Raw genomic sequence first — 21,766 nt, forward strand, 5'->3', positions numbered from 1 at the left:
ATTATTCGATTCTAGCCAAATAGCGTCTCTGAGTTCCGTTAGCGTTAGTTCAAGAGCCGCGGGAGGTTGTAAATTCACCTATAGTGACTCGGCAACCCGCAAAAAGCCCGGCTCATCCTTACGATCAGCCGGGCCCGAGGTCGGTTATTTACATGCGTTGAATAAGCTAATCCACTACTTAAGGCCGCTTAGCGGCTCTTCAACTCCTCATAATGCGCCAGCACCGCTTGATGGATCGGATGCTCGGCGTCGAGGCCGGTGTATTTGGCCAAGGTCTGCGAAGCGCTCCAATCGGTCGACGTAATGAACTCCTTCCACCCGGTGGTCTCCCCGGCGACGCAGGCGTACCAGCTCCGGCTTCAGCAGCAAGGCGCTGATTTCGCTCAGCACCTCCAGGCTCTCGCGCGACAGCTCGCGCGGCGCCAGCATGAATAGCAGCGCGCCGACCTCCGTGCCGCCGGCCGCCCAAAATCCCGATCGAGAAGTTGTTCACCAGCATTTCGAAGCCGGATTTGATTTTTCCGTCAATCGTTTTGTCAAACTGCTTGATGAGCCAAGCGGACAACGGACCTACGATCATCGCGCCGAGGAACATCGGAATGTCACTGCCGACGATAACCCCCATCGTTACGATCGCTGCCGTCACGGCACCGCGTTTGCCATGTACCATATTGCCGCCGGTGTAGCCGATCAGAAGCGGCAGCAAGTATTTGATCATCGGATCAACCAAGGCTGCAAGGTATTCGTTAGGAATCCAGCCAGTTGGAATGAAAAGTGCGGTAATTAAACCCCAGGCGATAAATGCGCCGATATTCGGCATCACCATCCCGCTGAGTGCACGACCGAACTGCTGGACTTTCACCCGGGCTCCGCCGGTACCTGCAGACGGTTGTTTCGTTTGTGCTATAGCCATAAAGAGAAACCCCCTTAAAAAAATGTACGGACCATCAACAAACTTGACTTGTTGGATTACCGTGTTTCTAACCTCATCCTAAATCAAAGCGCTTTCTTTCTCAATCAAATCAAAACACGGTTTCGTCATGATTATTGTTGACAGCATTTGAAGAGTGATTCTCTTTAAGCAAAAAAAGCCGTCCCCTCACATTGAAACTAAGGGGACAGCTTCTGCATTTTCACAGGATGAACGGAATATATTGTTACGAGGAGGCGTGCATTTGCGGAAAATCCTGCACCATTTCCTCGCCGAAGAACAGATCGTCCAACGAACTGAGCGTTCCGTCTTCTTCGACTTGATATACGGACATTTTGTCGCCGTTGACCGTCAATTCGATAAAGCAACCCCAGCAATAGAACTGGTGGGAGCCGATTTTCCCAATATCCTTGGAATTGCAATTCGGACATTTCATCATAAACCATCACCTATCCATCCACAAAATTCACGGCTTTTCAAGCAGCTGTTCGCTGCCCAGGGGCACCATGATCGCGTTTTCCCCTCGGGTCATTTCCGGCATAAAGGGCAGCAGCTTGCGCCCTTCCATCAGATCGGTGAAAAACCCGTCGCTAATTTCAATTCCAGTAATTGTGTTTCCCAATTCGTGTTCAAAATAAACATCCGTCACATGGCCCAGACGAATTCCGTCTTCGGTCAGGACAGGCAGCTCTTTTAATTTTCCGTTTCCCGTCAAAAAGGTGTTCTGTATGTGCTCGGCTTCCCACTTGCGGACAGCCTGTTGATTGCGAATCATTACGGCATCTTCGCCGTAAGCCACGATATCGTCCCATTGCACGGCCTTGACGCCGGAAGTCCAAAACAAACGATTCTCCAGTTGGATGCCGACGATCGACCAGTCGTGGTTCAAGAGGACGTCAACGACTTTTCCGACCTGCTTGCCATGCTCCACGTCATAGACGGTCAGGCCGATCATTTCTTGCATTCTCATGTTGGAAAAGACACTCCCTGCTTGGGCTTTTCAAGCTGCGCCCTAAAATCTTAACCTCCCCTCCGCAAAAGCCGATTTGAGCCCAAAAAGGTGCCCATTATTTTCTTCTACGAAGACGTTCCAGGATGGTTCCAATTTTTTCGGCAGTTTCGGAAATTTCTTCCCTAGTATTACCCATTCCTACACTAAAACGAATCGCCGAACGCAAAAAACTTGCCGGAAGATGCATCGCTTCCAGGACGTGGGACGGCTCCAACGATCCCGAAGTGCATGCCGAACCGCTGGAGGCGGCAATGCCTTCCATGTCCAGATTCATCAGCATCGTCTCCGAATCCACCTCCGGAAAGCTGAGGTTGACGATATGCGGCAGCCGATCGGTCGGGTGGCCGTTCACATGGAAGGCCTCTCGGGTAATCCGCTGCTCCAATGCGGACAGCAGCTCCTGAATCAACAGGCGATCATGCGCGGTGCGCGCCTCCCGCTCCGCCACGGCTAATTCCACGGCTTTGGCAAAGCCGGCGATCCCCGCCATGTTTTCCGTACCGGCCCGGCGTTTTCTCTCTTGCAGCCCGCCGTGCTGGATCGGGTCCAGCAGAAGATCCTTCCGTACATATAAAGCCCCAACGCCTTGGGGGCCGTTGATTTTGTGCGAAGAGAAGCTCATCAGGTCGACCGGAAGCTCGCGGCAGGAAATCGGCAGCGAACCCAGCGCCTGCACGGCGTCCACATGAAAGACGATCCCCCGCTCCCTGGCGATGGCGCCGATTTCGGCAATTGGCTGAATCGTTCCGACCTCGTTATTGCCATACATCACGCTGATCAAAATCGTATCGGGGCGGATAGCCTCCCGCACCTGATCCGGATGCACTTGACCGTAGCGATCCACGGGCAAATAGGTCACCTCGAACCCGTCCTTCTCCAGTCGTTCGCAGGAATGCAACACCGCATGGTGTTCGATGGCGGTCGTGATGATATGGCGGCCGTCCGATTTCCGGGCGGATGCCGTTCCGAACAACGCCAGGTTGTCGCTCTCCGTCCCTCCGCCGGTAAATACCAGCTCATCCGGACGGCAGCCGATCCGCGCCGCAACCGTATCGCGCGCCCCGTTCACCAGGCGTTTGGCCTCCCGGCCGAAAGAATGAACGCTGGACGCGTTGCCGAATTGCTCCCGCATGACCTTCAGCATCGTTTCCGCAACGTCCGGATGGAGGGGTGTGGAAGCGGCGTGGTCCAAATAAATATGCTTCATGGTTCTCACCTTGTCCCAATTGTCTTTGGTATCAGCGTATAAACGTAAATCACCGCCCCGGAGTCGGGACGGTTACTTCATGTCACAGGAAAATTCTAAACCATTATATACTTGTGTTTCCTCAAGCGCAATCTATTTCATAACGGAATGTCCTAAAGTGAGCCGTGATCAGCATTCGAGGGCTTGAAGGCAGATAAACAGATTCTTTTATCAAACAAAAATCGCATAGCCCCCACTTTACACGGCGAACTATGCGATCTTAAGCGTATGCACCTATTCAATTGACCGTTCGATCCTGCTGTAGCCATGTTAAGCCTGCTCCATACCCAAGAAGCGTATAGCTAGTTCCCGGTAAAATGAGATGGACGTCACATAGGCGTCAATATCCACCCACTCATCCGGTTGATGGGCCAGCTTCTCGTCACCAGGACCGTAGATTAGTATGGGCGGCTTCCCGTCCTGATGCAGAACGGAACCGTCTGTATAATAAGGAACGCCCTTTAATTCACCGCGTGATTGTCCTGTGATTTCCAGTGCCGCCGTGATCAGTTCATCATTTGGATCGGTATGAACCGCAATTCTGTCCAACAACAGTTCCATTTTATACCGGTACTGCGGATTCAGCTTCTTCATCCCGTCAAGGCTGATTTTGACCTTTTCCAGGAGCGAGGCATGATTCTGGGGCGGAACAGTGCGGATATCAATGTCAATCGTACATTGGTCCGGAATTACATTCGTCTGTACTCCGCCGGCGATCCTGTTGACGGACAGACTGCCGTCACCCAGGACCGGATGACGGGTCCTCCACTCCATGGCATGACGGCGCAGCAGCGCAATCAGTTCCATCATGCCCTCCACTGCGTTCAGCCCGAATTCGGGCATGGAGCCGTGAGCGCTTTTTCCATACAATGTAATGCGCAGCCACAGCGCTCCTTTATGTCCGAGTGCTATCTTGCCCGAGGTAGGCTCGCCGATCACCATTCCGTCCAGATCCGTGACCCTATTCCGATCTAGATACCTCCGGGCTCCGCAGCTGTCCACCTCTTCCCCGGCTGTCGCCAGGAACAGGAGATCTCCGTCAAGCCGGATTCCATCCTGCCGCAGAGACGCCATAGCCAGCATCATGGCCGCGAGCCCGCTCTTCATATCGGAAGCGCCCCTGCCGTAAATCCGATTGCCTCTAATTTCGGCGCCGTGGGGAGCATATTGTCCGGCTGATGCCGACCAGGGACTTACCGTATCAAGATGTCCACAGAACATCAACCGTCTGCGCCCGCTCCCCTTCAGCGCCGCCGTCACATTGCTGCGTTTAGAATCCAGGGGAACGATTTCACAGGGAATTCTGGCTTCATTCAGGAACGGCTCCAGTACTACCGAGAGGCGGTGCTCGTTGCCGGGAGGATTACAGGTGTTGACGGCGATCAGTCTTTGCAAAAAAGGGACAGCATACTCCCGGCTGCGGACATCCATCATTAACTAAACCCCCTCCAGCACCTGAAGCTTCAGCGGAGTCACCTTCCAGCCGTTGACCGGCGCAAGATCCTGCGAGCAGGCGGACACTGCCACAACCACATCGTCCAGCGCCTCCAGCATGACATAATCGCCCGGCTTGGACAGCGGAGGCTCGATGACATAATCGCCTTTGTCGTCCAGCACATTATTCATGAACCAATTGATCGGGTCCGGGAGTTCCGCATAATCGATTCTGAACGGTTTGAGAGCTTGTTCCAGGTTGTCATGGCAGTTCGGATGCTTTTCCAGCCCAAAATCCACTTTATACCGGTAATAGTCACAAGCGGGGAAGAAAAAATCATGCTTGCCGACCGTATCCTTGACCAGGGTCATCAGCGGCCGCCGATAATTGCTGTACAGCCCGTCCCCTTCCTTTAGACGTATACTGCTTAGGGACGACCTCATATGGACAGGAGACACATGTTCTCCGGGATTGCCTTGGTTAAAGCAGACGAAATCACCCACCTGCTGTCCTTCCATATCAATAATGCATAGATAATGGCCCTTGGGCACGACGATGGCCCGTCCCTCATAAGCGGGTATGATGACCTCTTCCTTCAGTCTGGTTCTCAACATAGCTCTTCCTTCCTTTCGTATCCCCGATCCGCTAATCGATCAGCACAGCGACCGCCCGGACGGGTGAGCCTGTGCCTCTGCGAATTTTCAAGGGGAGTCCAAAATAGAGAAACCGTTGATTGATAACCTCGTCCAACCGGCACATATTCTCCGTATTCGTCATCCCGTATTCCCGGCAGATCAAATGTCCCGCATAGCTCATGTCCGCTGGATTATCGATGGATGGAGCATCAACGCCGATGTTGACTACGCCCTGCTTCGCCAGCCATTCCCCGGCGCCGTAGTCAAGGCCCGCATGACGCGTCAGCCATTCCTCCTTACCGTAAGACCTTGCATAATGCCCGGTGTGAAGCAGTACGATATCGCCCCGTTCGATAAACAGTCCAGAGCGTTTCAATTCCTCCTGCAGAATGGAGGCAGTAATATAGGAATCCGGCGATACATAGGAGACGTCCAGACAGATCGCAGGCCCGTAAAAATACTCCAGCGGCATCTCATCAATCGTCTTGCCGTTGCGGTCATATTCGTAGGTCGCGTCGCTGTGCGTCGGCCCGTGCTCGTTAATCAGCAGATTATTAGTCGCAAATTCAAACCCGAGCTTCTCCTTGCTTTCCTCATGCGACATATTTGGAAAAATCATCGTCTTCTGATGCGGAGGAAAGACCGGCATGCCCTGATAAATTTCCTGCGACAGATCAATCAATCTCAGCCCCATGACCATCTTCCTTTACTGTAAAATAGTCGGCAGCTTCTCGAACTTCTCCGCATCGATCAGTCCGAGATCGGTAATCTTCCACTTCGGACTGGTCACGAGGGACAGGAAGCTCAAATGCATGAACGGAACATGCAGCGTGCAGCCTAGCTCCTCCTTCGCCTGACGGTGAAGCTCGGCGACAGCCGCGCTCATTTCCTTGCCGGTCAGTTCGTCGGACATCAGCCCGCCGATCCGCAGCGGCAAATCGCCAATCACCTTCCCGTCCTTGATCATGCAGATGCCGCCGTTCATGGCGATCACGCGGTTGACGGCCACCTTCATATCCTCATAATTGGTTCCGGTGACGATGATATTATGCGTGTCATGGGCAATGCTCTGGGCAATGGCCCCCTCGCGCAGCTTCATGCCGCGCACAAAGGTTCGTCCGATTCTTCCGCTGCGGGCATGCCGTTCAACGACAAGCAGCGGCAGAATATCACTCCCCACATCGGGCTGGACAATCCCCTCCCGCACCGTCAGGTTAACTTCCAGCGCCCCTGTCAAATTCTGATCAGGAATTACTTCAAGCGCGCGAACCTTGGCCTGTGTTCCCTTCGCTTCAATATACATATCCTTCACCGTGACAGGCGAACGCTTCACAGATGACTTCACGGAAGACGGATACGTATAAGCAGGAATATCGAGCAACAGCTCGCCCCTCGCCGCTGCCTTGACGCCACCGAGATATACGCTGTCAATGGTCATCTCCCGCAGATCGGAAATGACGGCGATATCCGCCCGCTTGCCCGGCGCAAGAACTCCGATATCTCCGAAGCCGAAATGGGTCGCCGGATTGATCGTTACCATCTGAATTGCTTCAACCGGATCGATGCCCTGCGCAATCGTTCTGCGGACGATGTCATTCATATGACCGAGCTTCAGCAGATCCTCCGGAACCATATCATCTGATACCAGAATAGCCCGGCGTGAATCGACGCCTTCCTCGGTAATCGCACGGATGCATTCCGCCATATTGCGTTGGGAGGAGCCTTCCCGGATAAACACGCTTACGCCGTAGCGAAGCTTCTCCATCATCTCTTCCTTGGTCGTTGTCTCGTGACAGGACACATGCGTTCCACCACCAATAATATGGGCGGCCAGTTCCTTGCCGAACAAGCCCGGCGCGTTCCCCTCCACCGTCTTCCCGATGCTCTTTGCGTATACAACGGAGGTGATCAGATCATCGATGAGCGGAGAGGCATGGTTGAAGACCGGCATAACATTACTGAAGCCCTGAATTTCGCCGATACCCTGTACGTAAGGATCATTCAGCAGCTCCACCATATCTTTGGAATTGATCTCGGCGCCCGCAGTTTCCAGACCCGGGGCATCCGGGGTCAGACAGGGAACGGTATAAAGCACCCGGTTTGGGAGGCTCCGCGCCTCATCGATCATGGCCCGGATGCCGGGAACTCCAAGCACATTTCCGATTTCATGAGGATCGGCAATCAGTGTTGTCGTTCCTGTGGGAATCGACAGCTTCGAGAACTCGGTCACCGTCAGCATCGCACTTTCAAAATGCATATGGGAATCGATAAATCCCGGACTGATAAATTGCCCTTTCACCTGTTCCACGATCGTATTCGGACCGATCAGCTCTGAGCAATCCCCGACCATGAGGATACGTTCACCTTTGACCGCGACATCGCCCTGATAGATTTCTCTTGTCATAACATTGATGATAAAGCCGCCGGTTAGCACCAGATCGGCATAGCTGCCACGATCCAGTAGCGTATCGATCAGCCGCCGGTATTCCAGCGCTTCCTTGATTCTTTTTGGTTCCACTTCGGATCAGCCCCCTACTGTTCACTCTCCAGACTGTCTATGATGCCGACGATCGCTGCATCGACAGGAGCACCTTCATTTGCAATCGCTCTTGCGGCCATACTGCCCAACACTAAAATCACCTGCTCCCCTACCCCCGCTCCTACGGTATCCACCGCGATGATGGGATGTCCGGTCAAAGTCCCGTCAAGCCGGATGGGTTGAGTGATCAGCAGCTTGGTGCCGACCAGCCGCTCGTCTTTTCTGGTTGCGGTCACCCGCCCGATCACTTTTCCAATTTGCATCTACATCATCTCCTCATCCCGCGCCTGCAGGATCTGTATTCCGTATTGTGCCGCCAAGTCGCGGGCAAGCGGAGTAATGATTGAACCCCGGCCCGTCTTCAGTTGCGTAACACCGCCAGACACCGCCGACAGAATTTCATCTCCGGAAATCAGTTCCTTTTTCTTACTGCCGCCGGCGACCCAATTCTCAATGGGCTCACTCCCTAGCAGCGTCATTCCATAACTCCGCAGCGTCCCCAGCATTGTTGCCGCTTCATGCCTCATCGCAGGCGGCATGGACAAGCCGCGCGCTATCCATTCCGGACTGTCATCTTTTACACCTGCGCGAAGGGCGGCGACTTTCCTGCCCGAACATAAGCCCTGAAGGATCAGCCGCGCCGTAGACGATTCGTCATCCAGCCTGGAAATTCTGGACATTAAGGAGAAGGACAGCACCGGGATGAACAAATACTGAATATTGGACGCCAGCGGGAGTTCCATGCCGGTATTCGCGCCGGCATCCCAGGGGTTTCCGGAGACGCTGGGATCAACAGCAATCCGGAAACTCACCCCTGGTTCCATAAAATCATCCACTCCGGTCACTTTCGCAATTTCTCCCCGCCCCATGACCTGACTCAGAGCAGGGTCAACATACAGCTGCAATCTGATCTCCATTCCGGCTAACCGCCGCACTGCTGCTATGCCTTCCTCCATCCCGATCCAGTGACGGGTAAGGAGCACTAGCACGCGGGGATACCTTTGATCCAGCTCCGCTTCCCTGCCGCGATACAGCATTTCGGCGGCGGTTCGTAGAGCGAGCATGCTAGATGAGGATCGCATGCCAGGTCCTACGCTTTAATGCAGGACAGAATTGCTTTTTCCACTTCGCTGTGGGGTCTTGGAATGACATGCACCGAGATTAACTCGCCTACCCGCTTGGCCGCACCGGCTCCCGCATCGGTCGCTGCTTTAACCGCGCCTACATCTCCCCGCACCATAACGGTAACAAGACCGAAGCCGATTTTTTCATACCCGCATATCTCTACGTTGGCCGCTTTGACCATGGCATCTGCCGCTTCAATTGCTCCGACAAGCCCCTTCGTTTCGATCAATCCTAAAGCTTCTCCCATTTTCAATTCCTCCCGATAAATGATTGTTTCTGCATAAGGCTGCACTCCAACGAACGTGGGCCGTCCATGATGTTCTCACTGCTATTTCAGCTTACATGCTGCTATTCCGGCTTTGGCGGAGTTTGTCTACCCGGTCCCGCCGGTCGCTTCTTGACCTCGGCTGCGGAGGAATCCGGCTCAGGAATTTGAACCTGCGCCGGACGCTCCGCTGAGAGAACCTCGAACCGCGACAGTATCTTCGTGACGACATCGCTGTGTGCTCTCGGAATGATATGCGCGGAGACGACCTTGCCGATTCGTTCGGCCGCCGTTCTACCGGCCTCAACCGCAGAGGTGACCGCAGCCACATCCCCGCTAAAATGGATGGTTACACCGAGCATTCCGCCCACTCCGATGACTTTTTCCACAGCCTCAATCGTGACATCTGCCGTCTTCAGCGCAGCATCCGCTGCCGATACGGCGGTTGTAAATCCAATTGCTTCAATAAGACCCAATGCTTGCTGCATCAGCTAATCCTCCTTCCGTTATCAGGCATAACGCTCTATCAGCTTCCCGAACAAAGTCGAGGCTTCCGACAGGTCTCCCCGCTCCCCGGTAAGGATCACGTATTCATCCGCAATGCTGAACTTCACCCGGGAACTCATGCCCAGCTTGAGTGCTCTGTCCAGAAGCGCAATGCTGCGGTACCGTGAAATGCCCTCCAGGGCGGCGACAGCATCGCCACGGGGAATATCCAGATACTTCATCAGAATCGAAGAAGGTTCCAGTGCGATATAACTCTGAATCCGGCGGCTCCCGCTCCGCAGACATTGTTCGTACATACTCAGAAGGACATTCCGGATCTCGGATGGGGCCTCTCCGGTAAGCACGGCCTGAAAATCCCGGTCGCCTTCCCTCTTCCAGTTAATGTCTACGTCGACACCGGATATGGCGGAACATCCACTCAGCAGAAATAATTGCCCGGGCCGGCAGCGGCCTTCGGCAATGATTCCTACCGATTTGGCAGAATTTCGACGGAGGCCCAGCTCACCGATCAATTCCGGACGAAGATCCGGGTAATACCAGAAGTCCATCCCGGCGCAGCTTCGGCCGAGCATGCTAGACTCATCTGGAGTAGCCGCTGTATCCGTGCAGCCCGCCCCGCATTCCTCCCGGCTGTTCCCTTGAACTAGGGACATCCGCAGCAAGGGCGCCAGCGATTCCTCGATGAAATCGCGGGTCAGGGGAGCCGCAGATACTGAATTAGAAGCCAAAGCCTTCACGGTTCCAGGAACAGGTGCCGATGGAGACACGAACGCGGGTGATGAAGCCTGCGCCGACACCGTTACCGCCACAGGCGAGCCAGCTGAAGCCAGCACTGGCGCAGTCGATGTCACTGCTGCTCTTTCATTCCCACCGGACATCGCACCGAGACGTTGTTCCTTCCGTTCCAGCTGGTAATTAGGACGGCTGATCCCTGGCACGGCGGATGTCCGCAAGTCTAGATTTATCCGGGAAGGCTCAATACTGCGATCCGGGTTACGACGTCCGCCGGCTCCGCCACGCAGCGCCTCCTGCACAATTCCCTTCATAAAATCCGACACCGCCCATCACCTCCTAGAATAGTATTTTGGCAAGCTCGGGATGCGGGCGCGGGATAACGTTGCAGGAGATCAGTTCTCCCCCCGCGCGCTTATAGGCGGTCTTTCCGGCTTCCACCGCAGCGGTCACGGCTGCAACATCCCCTTCTACCACGACGGCCACAAGGCCCGAGCCGACAACCTTCATATCGATCATCTTGACGGTAGCAGCTTTGCACATCGTATCCAACGCTTCCATTGCCGCAACAAGGCCACGAGTTTCAATCAGGCCGATGGCTTCCATAACGGTGATCCACCTCCTTCATCATAAATAATCCTGGATATTAAAATTGGGAGCGACCGGAATGCTCGTCCGCCGATAGGACTCCTTGGCCGCTATCGGACATGTCGCATCGATCCCCATTTTGGCTGACACTCCCCGAAGCTGATGGGAAGGCTCCAGCGGTGAGCCTTTGGCGCCGGGAACGATGAACACATCAAGATCCGCTTGAACGCGTGTCGCAATCGCCCATTCCACGTCCTGAGGATCGAATAGATTCACATCCTCATCCACCACCACAACATGTTTCAGATCCTTGTCGCTCGCGAATGCAGCGAGCAATGCCTGCTTGCCGTCACCTTCACTGCGTTTGCGGATTGAAATCACCGCATGATAACGGCCAATCCCGCCTACCGTTAGGTGGACATTCAGCACCTCCGGCACAACCTGGCGTACGGTGCTAAGCAGTGTCGCTTCCCGGGCTAGTGCCATCGGCAGATGCTCTTCATGGCTGGACGGATAAATCGTCTGCCAGATCGGCTTATTCCGGTACGTAATCGCCGTGAATTCGATGACGGGCTGCGGCGTACGATCCCCGTAATACCCTCCAAGTTCACCGAACGGTCCCTCCGGCTCCCGGACATGGGGTAGGATTCTGCCTTCCAGCACGACTTCCGCTTCGGCGAGCACTTCCAGATCCACCGTCTGGCACTGTACAACCTCCAGTGGTGAACCAAGCAGCGCCCCCGCCACATCAAGCTTGTCACAGTGGTATAGATGCGTGCTGATCTGCGAGGCAAGCACGACCGCAGGCACGACGCCGAACATCACCGCAACCTCCATTGGCTCTCCCCGCTGCTCGGTTTCCAAGAACTGCCTATACAGCTCTGTCGAAGAGATCAGTACACTGGAATGATTACCTTCAAGTATCTGCATCCGGCGGATCGAGGTGTACCGTTTGCGACCGCTCCGGTCCTTGACGACGAGAATGCCCGATACGAGATAAGCTCCCGAATCGTCCTTGTGATAAGTACAGACTGGAAAATAATCCGTGATCTCTTTGGGCTGGAGCACTACATTTTCATGAACGGGACCCGAAACGACCTTCCGTGTCTTGATTGGATGAACAATGGAGTCGATCAGCCTCTCTACAAGCCGGTCACATGTAATCCCCATTGTCTCCGCCAGCAGATCGCGGTCCCCGCCAAGCCCCGATACCATCGGCATGTTATAACCCCTGATCTTCTCGAAGTAGAACGGCTGCTTCCCTTTCCCGGTCTTGATGACCGCCCCAACCTCAAAGACAGGATCAACTTCTTTGCGGATATGAGTGATGCGGTTGCTGTGTTCCAAATGCTGTAGAAGCTCCCGGATGTTGTTCATTCGTCCACCGCTTTCTCTCCCCATCTCGCCATCAGCCGGTGGTCGATATTCAAGGCATCAAGAATCCGGGCGATTACGAAGTTGACCAGCTCCCAAATCTCGGTCGGATGGTGATAAAATCCAGGCGAGGCAGGCATGATGTCTGCGCCTGCACGAGCCAGCCGGGTCATATTCTCCAGATGAATCAAATGAAGCGGAGTCTCGCGCGGAACGACAATCAGTCGTCTCTTCTCCTTGAGCATAACGCTCGCCGTTCGGCTCAGCAGGGTATCCCCGACGCCGTTCGCGATCGCGCCAAGTGAATTCATCGAACAGGGCAGGACAACCATTCCGTCCGTCTTGAAGGAACCACTCGCTACAGAAGCGAACAAATTGCTGTTGTCCAGCACTTCGGCGTATGTCTTGATCTCGTTCATTGTGATGCCGCACTCGAATTTCATAACTTTCTTAGCCATTTCGGTCGCAATAACATACGTCTCGATATTCAATTGATGCAACGCCCGAATCAGCGTATATGCGTAGATGGAGCCGCTAGCTCCTGTAATGCCTACCACAATTTTCATCTTGATGTCTCCTTTAACTGCTCCGGACCGGCGCCGGTTCACGGGAACCAGGTCTGCGCTTAGTCAGGACGACTTATAGTTTGTCTGGATGACCTGCGTGAGCATGGCATGAAGCTTCTGCACGGCGTACCGGATGAAGATATGGCCCTTCTCCACCGTTGCGAGCGTTGGCGCTCCGATAACGCCGTGATGGGAGACGTCTTTGGTCTTCCAGCCGGGCGTTACTGGGCCTTTGAGCGTGACATGCGGATTCGCCGTAAGCTGGATGTCCGGGTACTCATCCACGGCTTTGCCCATATCAACCGCTTCGGGACAAAACACCAGCATAAGCGAAGTTTCCAGCTCGCAAGCATGGAAGACGCCATATTCCCCGGATTGCTGCACCTTCTCCAGAATCTCGTTCCAGAAGGAGGTAAACCACCAGTCAAACACAAACACTTCCATATCATGCTTGATGCGCATATCCCGGCTCAGCACATGAAGCAGGTCCGTATTCCCCCCATGGCTGTTCATCAACAGCACTTTGGTGAACCCGTGGCAGCGGACCGATTTGCTCAAATCGTCCAGCATCGAGTAGAACGTGTGGGTGCTGAAGCTTAGCGTACCGGGAAAATCCATATGCTCCATGCTCTTGCCTACCGGGAGCAGCGGGGTTATCAACACCTGGTTATCCGGAAAATCACATTCCTTCATGAACACGTTCAGCAGATTGTCCAGGATGATCGAATCCGTTCCGACTGGCAGATGGCTTCCATGCTGCTCCGTTGCCCCGATCGGAATAATCACGAGCGAATGCTCCTTGTCCATAGCGCTAATTTCTTCGGTGGTGCACATACCCCATTGTCGAATCATTCACACCCGCTCCTTTTTGCTTCATTTCTCGAACATGAGGGGACCCTTCGGCTATAAAGGCCATGCGTTTCACATTTCCCGGAGTCGCCAGACGTTTCCCAAGGTGCACTCCGACCAGCTCGTCTCCCGGTTCCAGCGCTATTCAAATAACAAGTCATCCACGCTGACGATTTGACCAAGCACATAGTCGATATGCTCCAGAGCGGCTTCATGCTGCTTGGCGCTGGTTCCTGCCACACATTCTCTCGGTACGACCACATAATAGTCATATTGCTGTGCATCCGTTGCCGTCGCCCGTACACACACATCCGTTGCTGCCCCCGTCAGAATGATCGTCTTCACACCCAGCCCCTGCAGCAGTACCTGAAGATCCGTCTGGAAAAAGGCGCTGTATCTGCGTTTTTGGATGACATAATCGATCTCTTGCGGCTTCAATTCCTCAATGATTTCCACCCCCTGCGTTCCTTCCACGCAGTGAATCGGTTCGCTGCGATCCAACTCCCGACCGAAGTCGACATGCGATTTCCGGTGAATCTCCTGGGTATAGATGACGGGCACTCCCGATTTTCTTGCGTATGCCAGCAGCTTCTGATTGGATTCGATTAGACCTGCATCCGCTTTGCACGGAATAACCGCCTCCTCACCAACGAAATCATATTGCATATCGATGACAATAATTGCAGCATTCTTGAGGCTCAGCACCCTCATCCACTCCTTTGATCTATGTTTTATATAGACAAAGAGGCGGCCGTTGTCACACAGAACTCCCTGTTGACAACGGCCGCCTCTCATCGTAAACGAATCGAAAGTTACAGCCTTGTTCCTCTTGCAGGCTATCCCACCAAGATAAATCCCGGGCGATCTCCAATTAGGATTCAATTATCAGACATCTTACTCCAGAATTACCAAGGTGGACGCCCATTCCGTTGACGGATCGTAATCCCGAAGAATGGACACCACTTTAAAATCCGTCTTCGCCTCCATCTTCTGTAGAAAACGCAGTTTGAATTCCGAATGCAGCGCATGATCGACAGCCAACTTGGTAGAGGCATGACGTAATTCCAAGGCCGTGAGCGCCACGATCCGCTGATGCTTGACCAAAACGTGGATGACATTGTCCTCAATACTGATCTTGAGCTGATTCACACCGAAGCCGTAAATTTCTTTGTTGACCTCATTGTAGTAACGGGAAAGCAGCTTCTTAAACTCCGTCATTTCATTCCCTTTCGGAATCGCCATGGATGGTCACCGCCTTTCGATATCATGATGCTTCTACTTGCCCTTCTTCCTGGATTCACTGATGGAATAGATCATAAGACCGACGACCGTTACCACATAAGGTACTGTCGATACGAGCTCAGCCGGTATTTTGAACAGCTGAATCACATTCGACATGGCTTCGGCGAAGCCGAACAGAAACGAGGTCAGCGCCGTTCCAATCGTCGTGCTTCTGCCCATCGATTCCGCTGCAAGGGCGATCCAGCCTCTACCCGCCGTCATATCCCGGGTGAAGAGCGACAGATACCCCATAGACATATACGCTCCACCCAGGCTTGCGAACAAGCCGCTCAGCAGGAGGGCGATATACTGCGTACGGACGACCTTGACGCCGACAGACTGCGCCGCCTGCGAATTCTCGCCGACCGCCCGGATCTGCAGTCCAAGCGGTGTCCGCTTGAGCAGATAATAGACTACAGCGACGGCAATCAGCGACAGATAAGTCAACACATGATGCCCCGAAAGGATAGGGCCGATAATCGGAATCTCCTTAATCAGCGGGATGTCGAGGTTAGGAAGCACCTTGCTCGCTACGGATGAGGAAGTTCCTTTGTCGCCGGTGAGCAGGTATAGAACGAAGATCGTCCCTCCGGAGGCAAATGCGTTGATGGCGATACCGCCCAGAATAATATGTGTTTTGAATTTGAGTGTAAAAAAAGCTAACATACCTGCGATGAATACGCCGCCAGCCGCGGCTCCCAACAGTCCCAGCCAGGCGCTTCCCGTGTAGGCGCTGAACAGTACGCCCATGAGCGCAGAGGTTAACATGATGCCTTCCAGACCAATGTTGACGATACCGGCTCTATTAGAAATGAGTGCACCCAGCGCCGCGAACAGGATCGGGGTCGTGACTCGCAGAATGGAGAAGGCGAACTCGGTTGTGAAGATGGCGGCGAAAAAGCTACCCATTCTTCTGCGCCTCCTTCAGCAGCATTCTATTCTTCCAGAATTTCAGGAATTGCTCTGCGGATACTAGGAGTAGAATTACGCCCTGGATAATGGAAATCATCTCGGCCGGAACATCGGACAATCTCGACATCATATCCGCTCCTACCCGGATGTAGGCAAGGAACAGGGCAGAACCGATCACCGCGAGCGGATTGTTCTTGGCAAGCATCGCTACAAGCGCGCCGTCCATGCCGTAACCCGGCAGGGCTGTCCAGTCGAACCGGGTGTGCATGCCTAGCACCTCCACCGATCCGCCGACACCGGCGATAAACCCAGCCAGCAGATGGACGTATACGATCACTCTTCCGGTTTTGATTCCCGAGTACTCCGCGAAGTCGCGGTTAGATCCGGTCATCCGCAACTCATATCCCCATTTGGTCTTATACATGAACAGATGGGCACCAACAATACACAGCAGTACGATGATCAAGCCCGTATGAATGCGAGTTCCGGGAATCATGCGGCTTAGCACCGCATCGAGGTTAAACTTGAATGAGGCCGTCTGGAACGCCGCCGCATCCCTGAGCTTGTAATTCAGCAGATACAGCCCAACTCCGAGCAAAATGCTGTTGAACATCAGCGAGGTCACCAGTTCGTTTGCATTCCATTTGGCTTTAAGAATGCCGGGAATCGCCATGATCAGCGCACCAACAAGCCCTCCAGCAATTATGGCGATAGCGGGATGCAGAAATCCGAGGCCCGAACGAATGGCAATAGACGCCGCCACCAGGCCGGAGAAATAGAAAATCCCTTCAGCTCCCAGGTTGAACATGTTCATCTTGAACAACAGAGCAAGCGACACGCCTGCGAACATGAGCGGAATCGCCATTTCCACCACATTTCCCGCATGGGACAAGGAGGAGATCGGCTCATATAGGAAGATGAACATGGTATGCCATGGCTGATCACTAACAAAAGAAATGATAAGAAGAGAAAGGAGGAGCGCAATAACAACAACCGCCAGCGTGCGGAACCATTCAAAATATTTCAGCTTAAACATGTTGAGCCCTCCTTAGCTCTTCCTCATCCTGTTTCTTGATCCCCAGCATGAACAGTCCGAGTTCTTCTTCTGTAAGCTCAGAGGGACGGTCGAAATAGCCGACGATTTCTCCTCCGTACATCACCGCCAGGCTATCGCTCAGCTCCAGAATTTCATTCAAATCAGCCGAAATCAGCAGAATCGCGCATTTCCCCGAACGCAGGTCAATCAATTTCTGATGGATCAGTTGCGCGGCGCCGACATCCACCCCCCGTGTCGGCTGTTCGGCTATCAGCAGCCGTGGCTCCGTCGAGCTCTCCCGGGAGACGACCACCTTCTGCATATTGCCGCCGGACAGCATACCGATTTCCTGGGCAGGACCCGAAGTCTTGATACGAAACGAGTCAATCAGGCTCTCAGCGAGACGAAGCATCTTCTTCCGCCTCATGAATATCCCATTGCTCCAATCCCTCTTTTTGAAAATCGTAGAAACCAGGTTGTCGACAATACTGGCATCCTTGGCTGTCCCCTGTCTCATTCGATCCTCCGGAATGTAGGAGACTCCGAGGCTTCGGATCGCTCCGATGTCAAGCTTCCCGATATCCGATCCGCTCACATAAACAGAACCCGGCGAAGATTTCAACTGACCGGTAAGGGCCTGGACCAGCTCGGATTGGCCGTTGCCTTCGACTCCGGCAATACCCAGGATTTCACCCTGGCGGATCGAGAGCTGGACGGATTTCAACAGATCGTTGCCGCGCTCTCCCTTGAGCGACAAGTTTTTCACAGCCAGTACCGGCTCCCCATACTCATGCCGTTCTTTCTCATATTTCAATACAACATCTCTACCGACCATAAGACGGGAAATTTCCTGCTCCGTAATATCCTGAACGTCGAAGACGCCTTCCGTTCTCCCGCCGCGCATAATCGTAATCCGGTCGCAAATTGCCTTAACTTCCTTAAGCTTATGGGAGATAAAAACGATGGTATGTCCGGCCTCCTTAAGCTGCTTTAGCTCCTGGAAGAGCTCTAGCGTCTCCTGCGGCGTCAGCACAGCCGTCGGTTCATCAAGAATCAAAATCTGAGCGCCGCGGACCAACGCCTTCAGGATTTCCACCTTCTGCTTCATGCCTACGGACAAATCCCTGACTTTCAGTTCGGGGTCAACCGCGAGATTGTATTTGGCCGAGTATTCCTTGGTAATCCTGACGGCTTCTTTATAATTAAAGGAAACGCCTTTTCTCGGCTCCATTCCGAGAACCATGTTCTCGGCAACGGTGAAGGAAGGAATCAGCATAAAATGCTGATGAACCATTCCAATTCCGATGTCGATCGCATCCTGCGGAGAACCCAGCCTAATCGCCTTCCCTCTCAAGAACATCTCGCCTTCACTGGGCTCTTCCATCCCGAATAAGATCTTCATAAGCGTCGATTTTCCGGCTCCATTCTCCCCAGCAAGCGCGTGAATTTCACCTTCATTCAAGCTAAAGTTCACATTCCGGTTCGCGACTACGCCATTCGGATATACCTTCATTACATTTCGCATCTCCAGCAACGCCCCCACCATACTCCGCCTCCTTCCTGCTGTTATTCCCGGATTCATTGAATCACGGATAGGGATAAGGAGGATATTCCTTATGGAATCTCCTCCTTCATGCCGTTTGATTTTAATGCACTTATGGTTTTACTGCGTTGCGAATCTCCTCAACTTCGGATGTTTCCATTTTGGATGCATCACTGACCACGATCTCTTTGTTGATCAGCTTCTTCTCGATCTCTTCGATCTTCGACTTCATTTCAGGAGTAAATGCAGCGTTGTAGATATCATTCTTGGCGATGCCCACGGCGCCTTCCGTGAAGCTGAGCGTCTCGCGCTCGCCGAACTCCAGCGTGCCTTCCTGATATTTTTTCACGGCCCGAAGGATGGATTGGTCGACGTTCTTCATGGAAGAGGTCACGATCAGGTTCGCCTTGTCCGGGTCGGTGCTCTTAACCATTTCAGCCTGGTCGGAGTCTACGCCGATTGCGTACTTCTTCTTCTCCTTAGCGGCATCGAAAATGCCAAGCCCCGTTCCGCCCGCGGCACCGAAGATCACGTCTGCACCAGAATTGTACTGCACCAGCGACAGCTCCTTGCCCTTAGCCGGATCGCCGAAGTCGCCTGCATAGGAAGTGAATACTTTAATATCAGGTACGACATATTGAGCTCCTTCTATGTAGCCGACGAGGAAAGCGTTGATCCCTGGTACGTCCAATCCACCCAGAAATCCGATAATCTTCTCGGGGTTGGCATTAGGAAGATTGGAGGTGGACGTCAGCGCCGCTGCCGCTCCGGCGAGGAAGGAAGCATCATTTACGCGATACCACATCGCATAGACATTGTCGGGAATATCTACGAAGTCGGTTTCAAAGTCGATGAATTTCTTCTCCGGATGCTCGGCCGCAATGGCGTGGAAGATTTCCGAAGCGGTGGAGTTGCCTGAAATAATAAGGTCCCAATCCTGCTCCACTACATCCAGGTAGATCGGCTCCCACTTCGTCTGGTCGGTTCCCATCTCGATGACCTTGGTTGTGGCCCCCAGTTGGTCACGAACCATTTCAAGACCTCTGTTCGCCGAATCCAGAAATGATTTATCGCCCAAGTTGCCGGGAATCAGCAGGACTACCTTCAGTTTGTCCCCATCCTTTGAAGTAGCCGTTTCGGAAGTGGCCGGAGCATTGCTGTCGGTAGCTGCTGTGTTGCCGTTGGCGGAGTTGTCCGAGCCTGAACAAGCGGTCAGAATGACAAGCATGAGTACACTTACCAGAGCAAGCATTTTCTTCATAAAAATATCCCCTTCTTTACCTCAAATTTGTGATGGCTTGGACGTTGACCCGTCAATCTATCCTCTAAACCGTTTCACCTTATCCATGAAAATCCGAACCCTATTCTCGTCCACCAGGTTGTCGAACTTTCCGTCCACCTTAAAGGTGGTACCTACCACGGCTCCGTCCGCGATGGTCAGTTGCCGCTCGATATTATCCACGTTACAACCTGTATTGCAGAACACCACCGTCTCCGGGACCGCTTCCTTCACCCTGGTGAGGACTTCACTGCTGGTCTCCGCCCCGGCCGTCAAGCCGGACACACACAAGGCGTCGGGTCTGTTGTTGAATACTGTCGATTTGGCGATATCTACGATATCTCGGTCTCCCAGGTAAGCCGAAGCTTCGGGTACGATGTTGAACATAATTTTAAGTCCGTGGGCTCCAAGCTCCGTCTTGTGGCGGATCGTCTGTCCGACGTTCGTATTCCATAAGCCGAAATCACTGGCGTAAACTCCCGTAATAATCTCCCGGATGAAGCTTGCGTCCGTGGCAACTGCCAAATCAATAGATGCGACTGGGTCCCACAGGACATTGACACCGAAAGGAATCCGGATATCCCGCTTCAGCTCCCCGATCACCCGGGCCATAGCGGCCGTCGTCTCGGGTCTCACTTTTGTCAGATAAGGTAGGCTGAATTCATTCGAGAACATCACGGCGTCTACCCCACCATTTTGCAACCCCATCAGATCTTCTCTGGCTAATTCTACTACCCGGTCCATCCCGCCTTCGCGTTCATAGAACGGGTCTCCCGGTAAAGCGCGAATATGGCACATGGCAATAACCGGCTTTATCGTTCCAAACGTCTGTTTAATCCATTCCATAGTTTTAACTCCTTCGCATGATGTATTGGGTGAAGACTACCGTTAAAACTTTACCAATAATGTAATCTTATATAACATGTTACTTAATTGATTTAAGGCAATTATAGCGGCGGAATTCCGATGCCGTCAAGATCTTTTATGATTTTTTATTTATTTTTATTTTCTTTCGTGATTTTTCAATTGATTTCTAGTACAGGAAAATTCACACAAAAAAAGCTGTGAGAAGTGTAAGAACTCTTGATATTTCAAGAAAATTCTCAACATTCCCCACAGCAATCTACAACGCTCTATTATTCAGCAACCAGAACATTAATACCAATCTTTTCCAATTCAAACCTAAAATGATCATCTATTCGATTTGTTATTAATTTATCAATTCTGGTAATTTCGCACAGATGACAAAATACTTTTGTGTTATGTTTGCTATCATCTGTAACCATAATTACTTCTTCGGCCGCATCGATCATTGCCTTTTTGGCAGGCACTTCTTCCCTGGTCCGATTGGAAATCCCGAATTCCAAATCGATCGCGTCGCAGCCCAGAAAGGTTTTGTTTACATGAATTTTTTTGAAAAATTCAACGGTTTGATCTCCGACAAGGGTATACACGGAATCGCTGAGCGCACCGCCGGAAACCATCAGCTTCACGTTGGGCTTCATCGCCACTTCCATCGAGATCTTGATATCATTGGTCAGCACGGTGATATCCTGGGTCTTCATGCTCTTGGCGATTTCCAGCGTGGTGGAGCCTGCATCGAATACAACAATGTCGCCCTCTTCAATCAGACTCGCAGCAAGGGCCCCAATCTTCTTCTTTGCTTCGGAATTCGCCTCGAACTTACTTGCGATTGGAATTTCATAAGCAAACTTGTTCATGATTGACATGACGCCGCCATGGGTCTTCACCACAAGTCCCTTCTCCGCCAACTCGTCCAGATCCCGTCTGATCGTGACTTTGGACACCCCGAACTGCTCGCTTAGCTCTTTCACGTTGGCTTTCTTCTTGCGGTTGATATATTCAAGAATTTTCTCTACGCGTTCAATTTGAAACACAATTTATCCCCTC

At 52.9% G+C, this 21,766-nt stretch carries 24 protein-coding genes and 1 pseudogene; all 25 read right to left on the minus strand.

Translation table 11 applies throughout. The features are described from left to right. Positions 1–463 precede the first annotated feature (463 nt). A pseudogene (locus tag MJ257_RS09775) lies at positions 464–913 on the minus strand (PTS transporter subunit EIIC); the annotation flags it as partial. Between the two features lie 244 nt (positions 914–1,157). Beyond that, on the minus strand, positions 1,158–1,367 hold the full coding sequence (locus tag MJ257_RS09780) for a YrzR-like zinc ribbon domain (RefSeq protein ID WP_026263546.1): 210 nt from the start codon (positions 1,365–1,367) through the stop codon (positions 1,158–1,160). A 30-nt stretch (positions 1,368–1,397) separates the two neighbouring features. Further along, a complete protein-coding gene (locus tag MJ257_RS09785; protein ID WP_240269076.1) occupies positions 1,398–1,901 on the minus strand; it encodes a PRC-barrel domain-containing protein in 504 nt (167 codons plus the stop codon). A 97-nt stretch (positions 1,902–1,998) separates the two neighbouring features. After that, on the minus strand, positions 1,999–3,150 hold the full coding sequence (locus MJ257_RS09790) for a cysteine desulfurase family protein (RefSeq protein WP_240269077.1): 1,152 nt from the start codon (positions 3,148–3,150) through the stop codon (positions 1,999–2,001). A 309-nt stretch (positions 3,151–3,459) separates the two neighbouring features. Beyond that, the gene (locus MJ257_RS09795) at positions 3,460–4,623 is read right to left on the minus strand and encodes a M20 family metallopeptidase (RefSeq protein ID WP_240269078.1); all 1,164 of its coding nucleotides are present in this window, start codon (positions 4,621–4,623) and stop codon (positions 3,460–3,462) included. Positions 4,624–4,626: 3 nt separating this feature from the next. Beyond that, positions 4,627–5,238, minus strand: a complete 612-nt coding sequence (locus MJ257_RS09800) for a DUF1989 domain-containing protein (protein ID WP_240269079.1) — start codon at positions 5,236–5,238, stop codon at positions 4,627–4,629. Between the two features lie 31 nt (positions 5,239–5,269). Then, positions 5,270–5,953 carry a cyclase family protein gene (locus tag MJ257_RS09805; RefSeq protein WP_240269080.1) on the minus strand — a complete coding sequence of 228 codons (684 nt, stop codon included), beginning with the start codon at positions 5,951–5,953 and terminating at the stop codon, positions 5,270–5,272. A 12-nt stretch (positions 5,954–5,965) separates the two neighbouring features. Next, the gene (gene ade, locus MJ257_RS09810) at positions 5,966–7,777 is read right to left on the minus strand and encodes an adenine deaminase (RefSeq protein WP_240269081.1); all 1,812 of its coding nucleotides are present in this window, start codon (positions 7,775–7,777) and stop codon (positions 5,966–5,968) included. Between the two features lie 14 nt (positions 7,778–7,791). Next, on the minus strand, positions 7,792–8,061 hold the full coding sequence (locus MJ257_RS09815) for a EutN/CcmL family microcompartment protein (RefSeq protein WP_240269082.1): 270 nt from the start codon (positions 8,059–8,061) through the stop codon (positions 7,792–7,794). Further along, positions 8,062–8,862, minus strand: a complete 801-nt coding sequence (locus MJ257_RS09820; protein WP_240269083.1) for a hypothetical protein — start codon at positions 8,860–8,862, stop codon at positions 8,062–8,064. Positions 8,863–8,888: 26 nt separating this feature from the next. Next, positions 8,889–9,170 carry a BMC domain-containing protein gene (locus MJ257_RS09825; protein ID WP_240269084.1) on the minus strand — a complete coding sequence of 94 codons (282 nt, stop codon included), beginning with the start codon at positions 9,168–9,170 and terminating at the stop codon, positions 8,889–8,891. A 101-nt stretch (positions 9,171–9,271) separates the two neighbouring features. Continuing rightward, complete coding sequence (locus MJ257_RS09830) at positions 9,272–9,676, minus strand: BMC domain-containing protein (protein WP_240269085.1); 405 nt, start codon at positions 9,674–9,676, stop codon at positions 9,272–9,274. A 21-nt stretch (positions 9,677–9,697) separates the two neighbouring features. Continuing rightward, complete coding sequence (locus MJ257_RS09835; RefSeq protein ID WP_240269086.1) at positions 9,698–10,753, minus strand: hypothetical protein; 1,056 nt, start codon at positions 10,751–10,753, stop codon at positions 9,698–9,700. Positions 10,754–10,766: 13 nt separating this feature from the next. Continuing rightward, entirely contained in the window at positions 10,767–11,033 is a 267-nt protein-coding gene (locus tag MJ257_RS09840) for a BMC domain-containing protein (protein WP_240269087.1), read from the minus strand. Between the two features lie 21 nt (positions 11,034–11,054). Then, a complete protein-coding gene (locus MJ257_RS09845; protein ID WP_240269088.1) occupies positions 11,055–12,392 on the minus strand; it encodes a UbiD family decarboxylase in 1,338 nt (445 codons plus the stop codon). Further along, positions 12,389–12,955: a UbiX family flavin prenyltransferase gene (locus tag MJ257_RS09850; RefSeq protein WP_240269089.1), complete on the minus strand. Its 567-nt coding sequence runs from the start codon at positions 12,953–12,955 to the stop codon at positions 12,389–12,391. Before MJ257_RS09850 ends, MJ257_RS09845 begins: the two co-directional genes overlap by 4 nt. A 63-nt stretch (positions 12,956–13,018) precedes the next feature. Next, the gene (locus MJ257_RS09855; protein ID WP_240269090.1) at positions 13,019–13,807 is read right to left on the minus strand and encodes a creatininase family protein; all 789 of its coding nucleotides are present in this window, start codon (positions 13,805–13,807) and stop codon (positions 13,019–13,021) included. Positions 13,808–13,945: 138 nt separating this feature from the next. Next, entirely contained in the window at positions 13,946–14,509 is a 564-nt protein-coding gene (locus MJ257_RS09860) for a cysteine hydrolase family protein (protein ID WP_240269091.1), read from the minus strand. A gap of 189 nt (positions 14,510–14,698) precedes the next feature. Beyond that, on the minus strand, positions 14,699–15,046 hold the full coding sequence (locus tag MJ257_RS09865) for a Na-translocating system protein MpsC family protein (RefSeq protein WP_240269092.1): 348 nt from the start codon (positions 15,044–15,046) through the stop codon (positions 14,699–14,701). 33 nt (positions 15,047–15,079) lie between these two features. Continuing rightward, complete coding sequence (locus MJ257_RS09870; RefSeq protein WP_240269093.1) at positions 15,080–15,994, minus strand: ABC transporter permease; 915 nt, start codon at positions 15,992–15,994, stop codon at positions 15,080–15,082. Next, positions 15,987–17,033, minus strand: coding sequence for an ABC transporter permease (locus MJ257_RS09875; RefSeq protein ID WP_240269094.1), 1,047 nt, complete (start codon positions 17,031–17,033; stop codon positions 15,987–15,989). The genes MJ257_RS09870 and MJ257_RS09875 overlap by 8 nt, the downstream gene beginning before the upstream one ends. Next, positions 17,026–18,579, minus strand: coding sequence for an ABC transporter ATP-binding protein (locus tag MJ257_RS09880; protein WP_240269095.1), 1,554 nt, complete (start codon positions 18,577–18,579; stop codon positions 17,026–17,028). The genes MJ257_RS09875 and MJ257_RS09880 overlap by 8 nt, the downstream gene beginning before the upstream one ends. A gap of 109 nt (positions 18,580–18,688) precedes the next feature. Then, a complete protein-coding gene (locus tag MJ257_RS09885) occupies positions 18,689–19,837 on the minus strand; it encodes a BMP family ABC transporter substrate-binding protein (protein ID WP_240269096.1) in 1,149 nt (382 codons plus the stop codon). Between the two features lie 57 nt (positions 19,838–19,894). Continuing rightward, positions 19,895–20,701, minus strand: a complete 807-nt coding sequence (locus MJ257_RS09890; RefSeq protein WP_240269097.1) for a BtpA/SgcQ family protein — start codon at positions 20,699–20,701, stop codon at positions 19,895–19,897. Between the two features lie 290 nt (positions 20,702–20,991). Beyond that, entirely contained in the window at positions 20,992–21,753 is a 762-nt protein-coding gene (locus MJ257_RS09895) for a DeoR/GlpR family DNA-binding transcription regulator (RefSeq protein ID WP_240269098.1), read from the minus strand. Between the last annotated feature and the right edge of the window lie 13 nt (positions 21,754–21,766).

The sequence above is a fragment of the Paenibacillus timonensis genome (assembly GCF_022427145.1).
Taxonomy (GTDB): domain Bacteria; phylum Bacillota; class Bacilli; order Paenibacillales; family Paenibacillaceae; genus Fontibacillus; species Fontibacillus timonensis.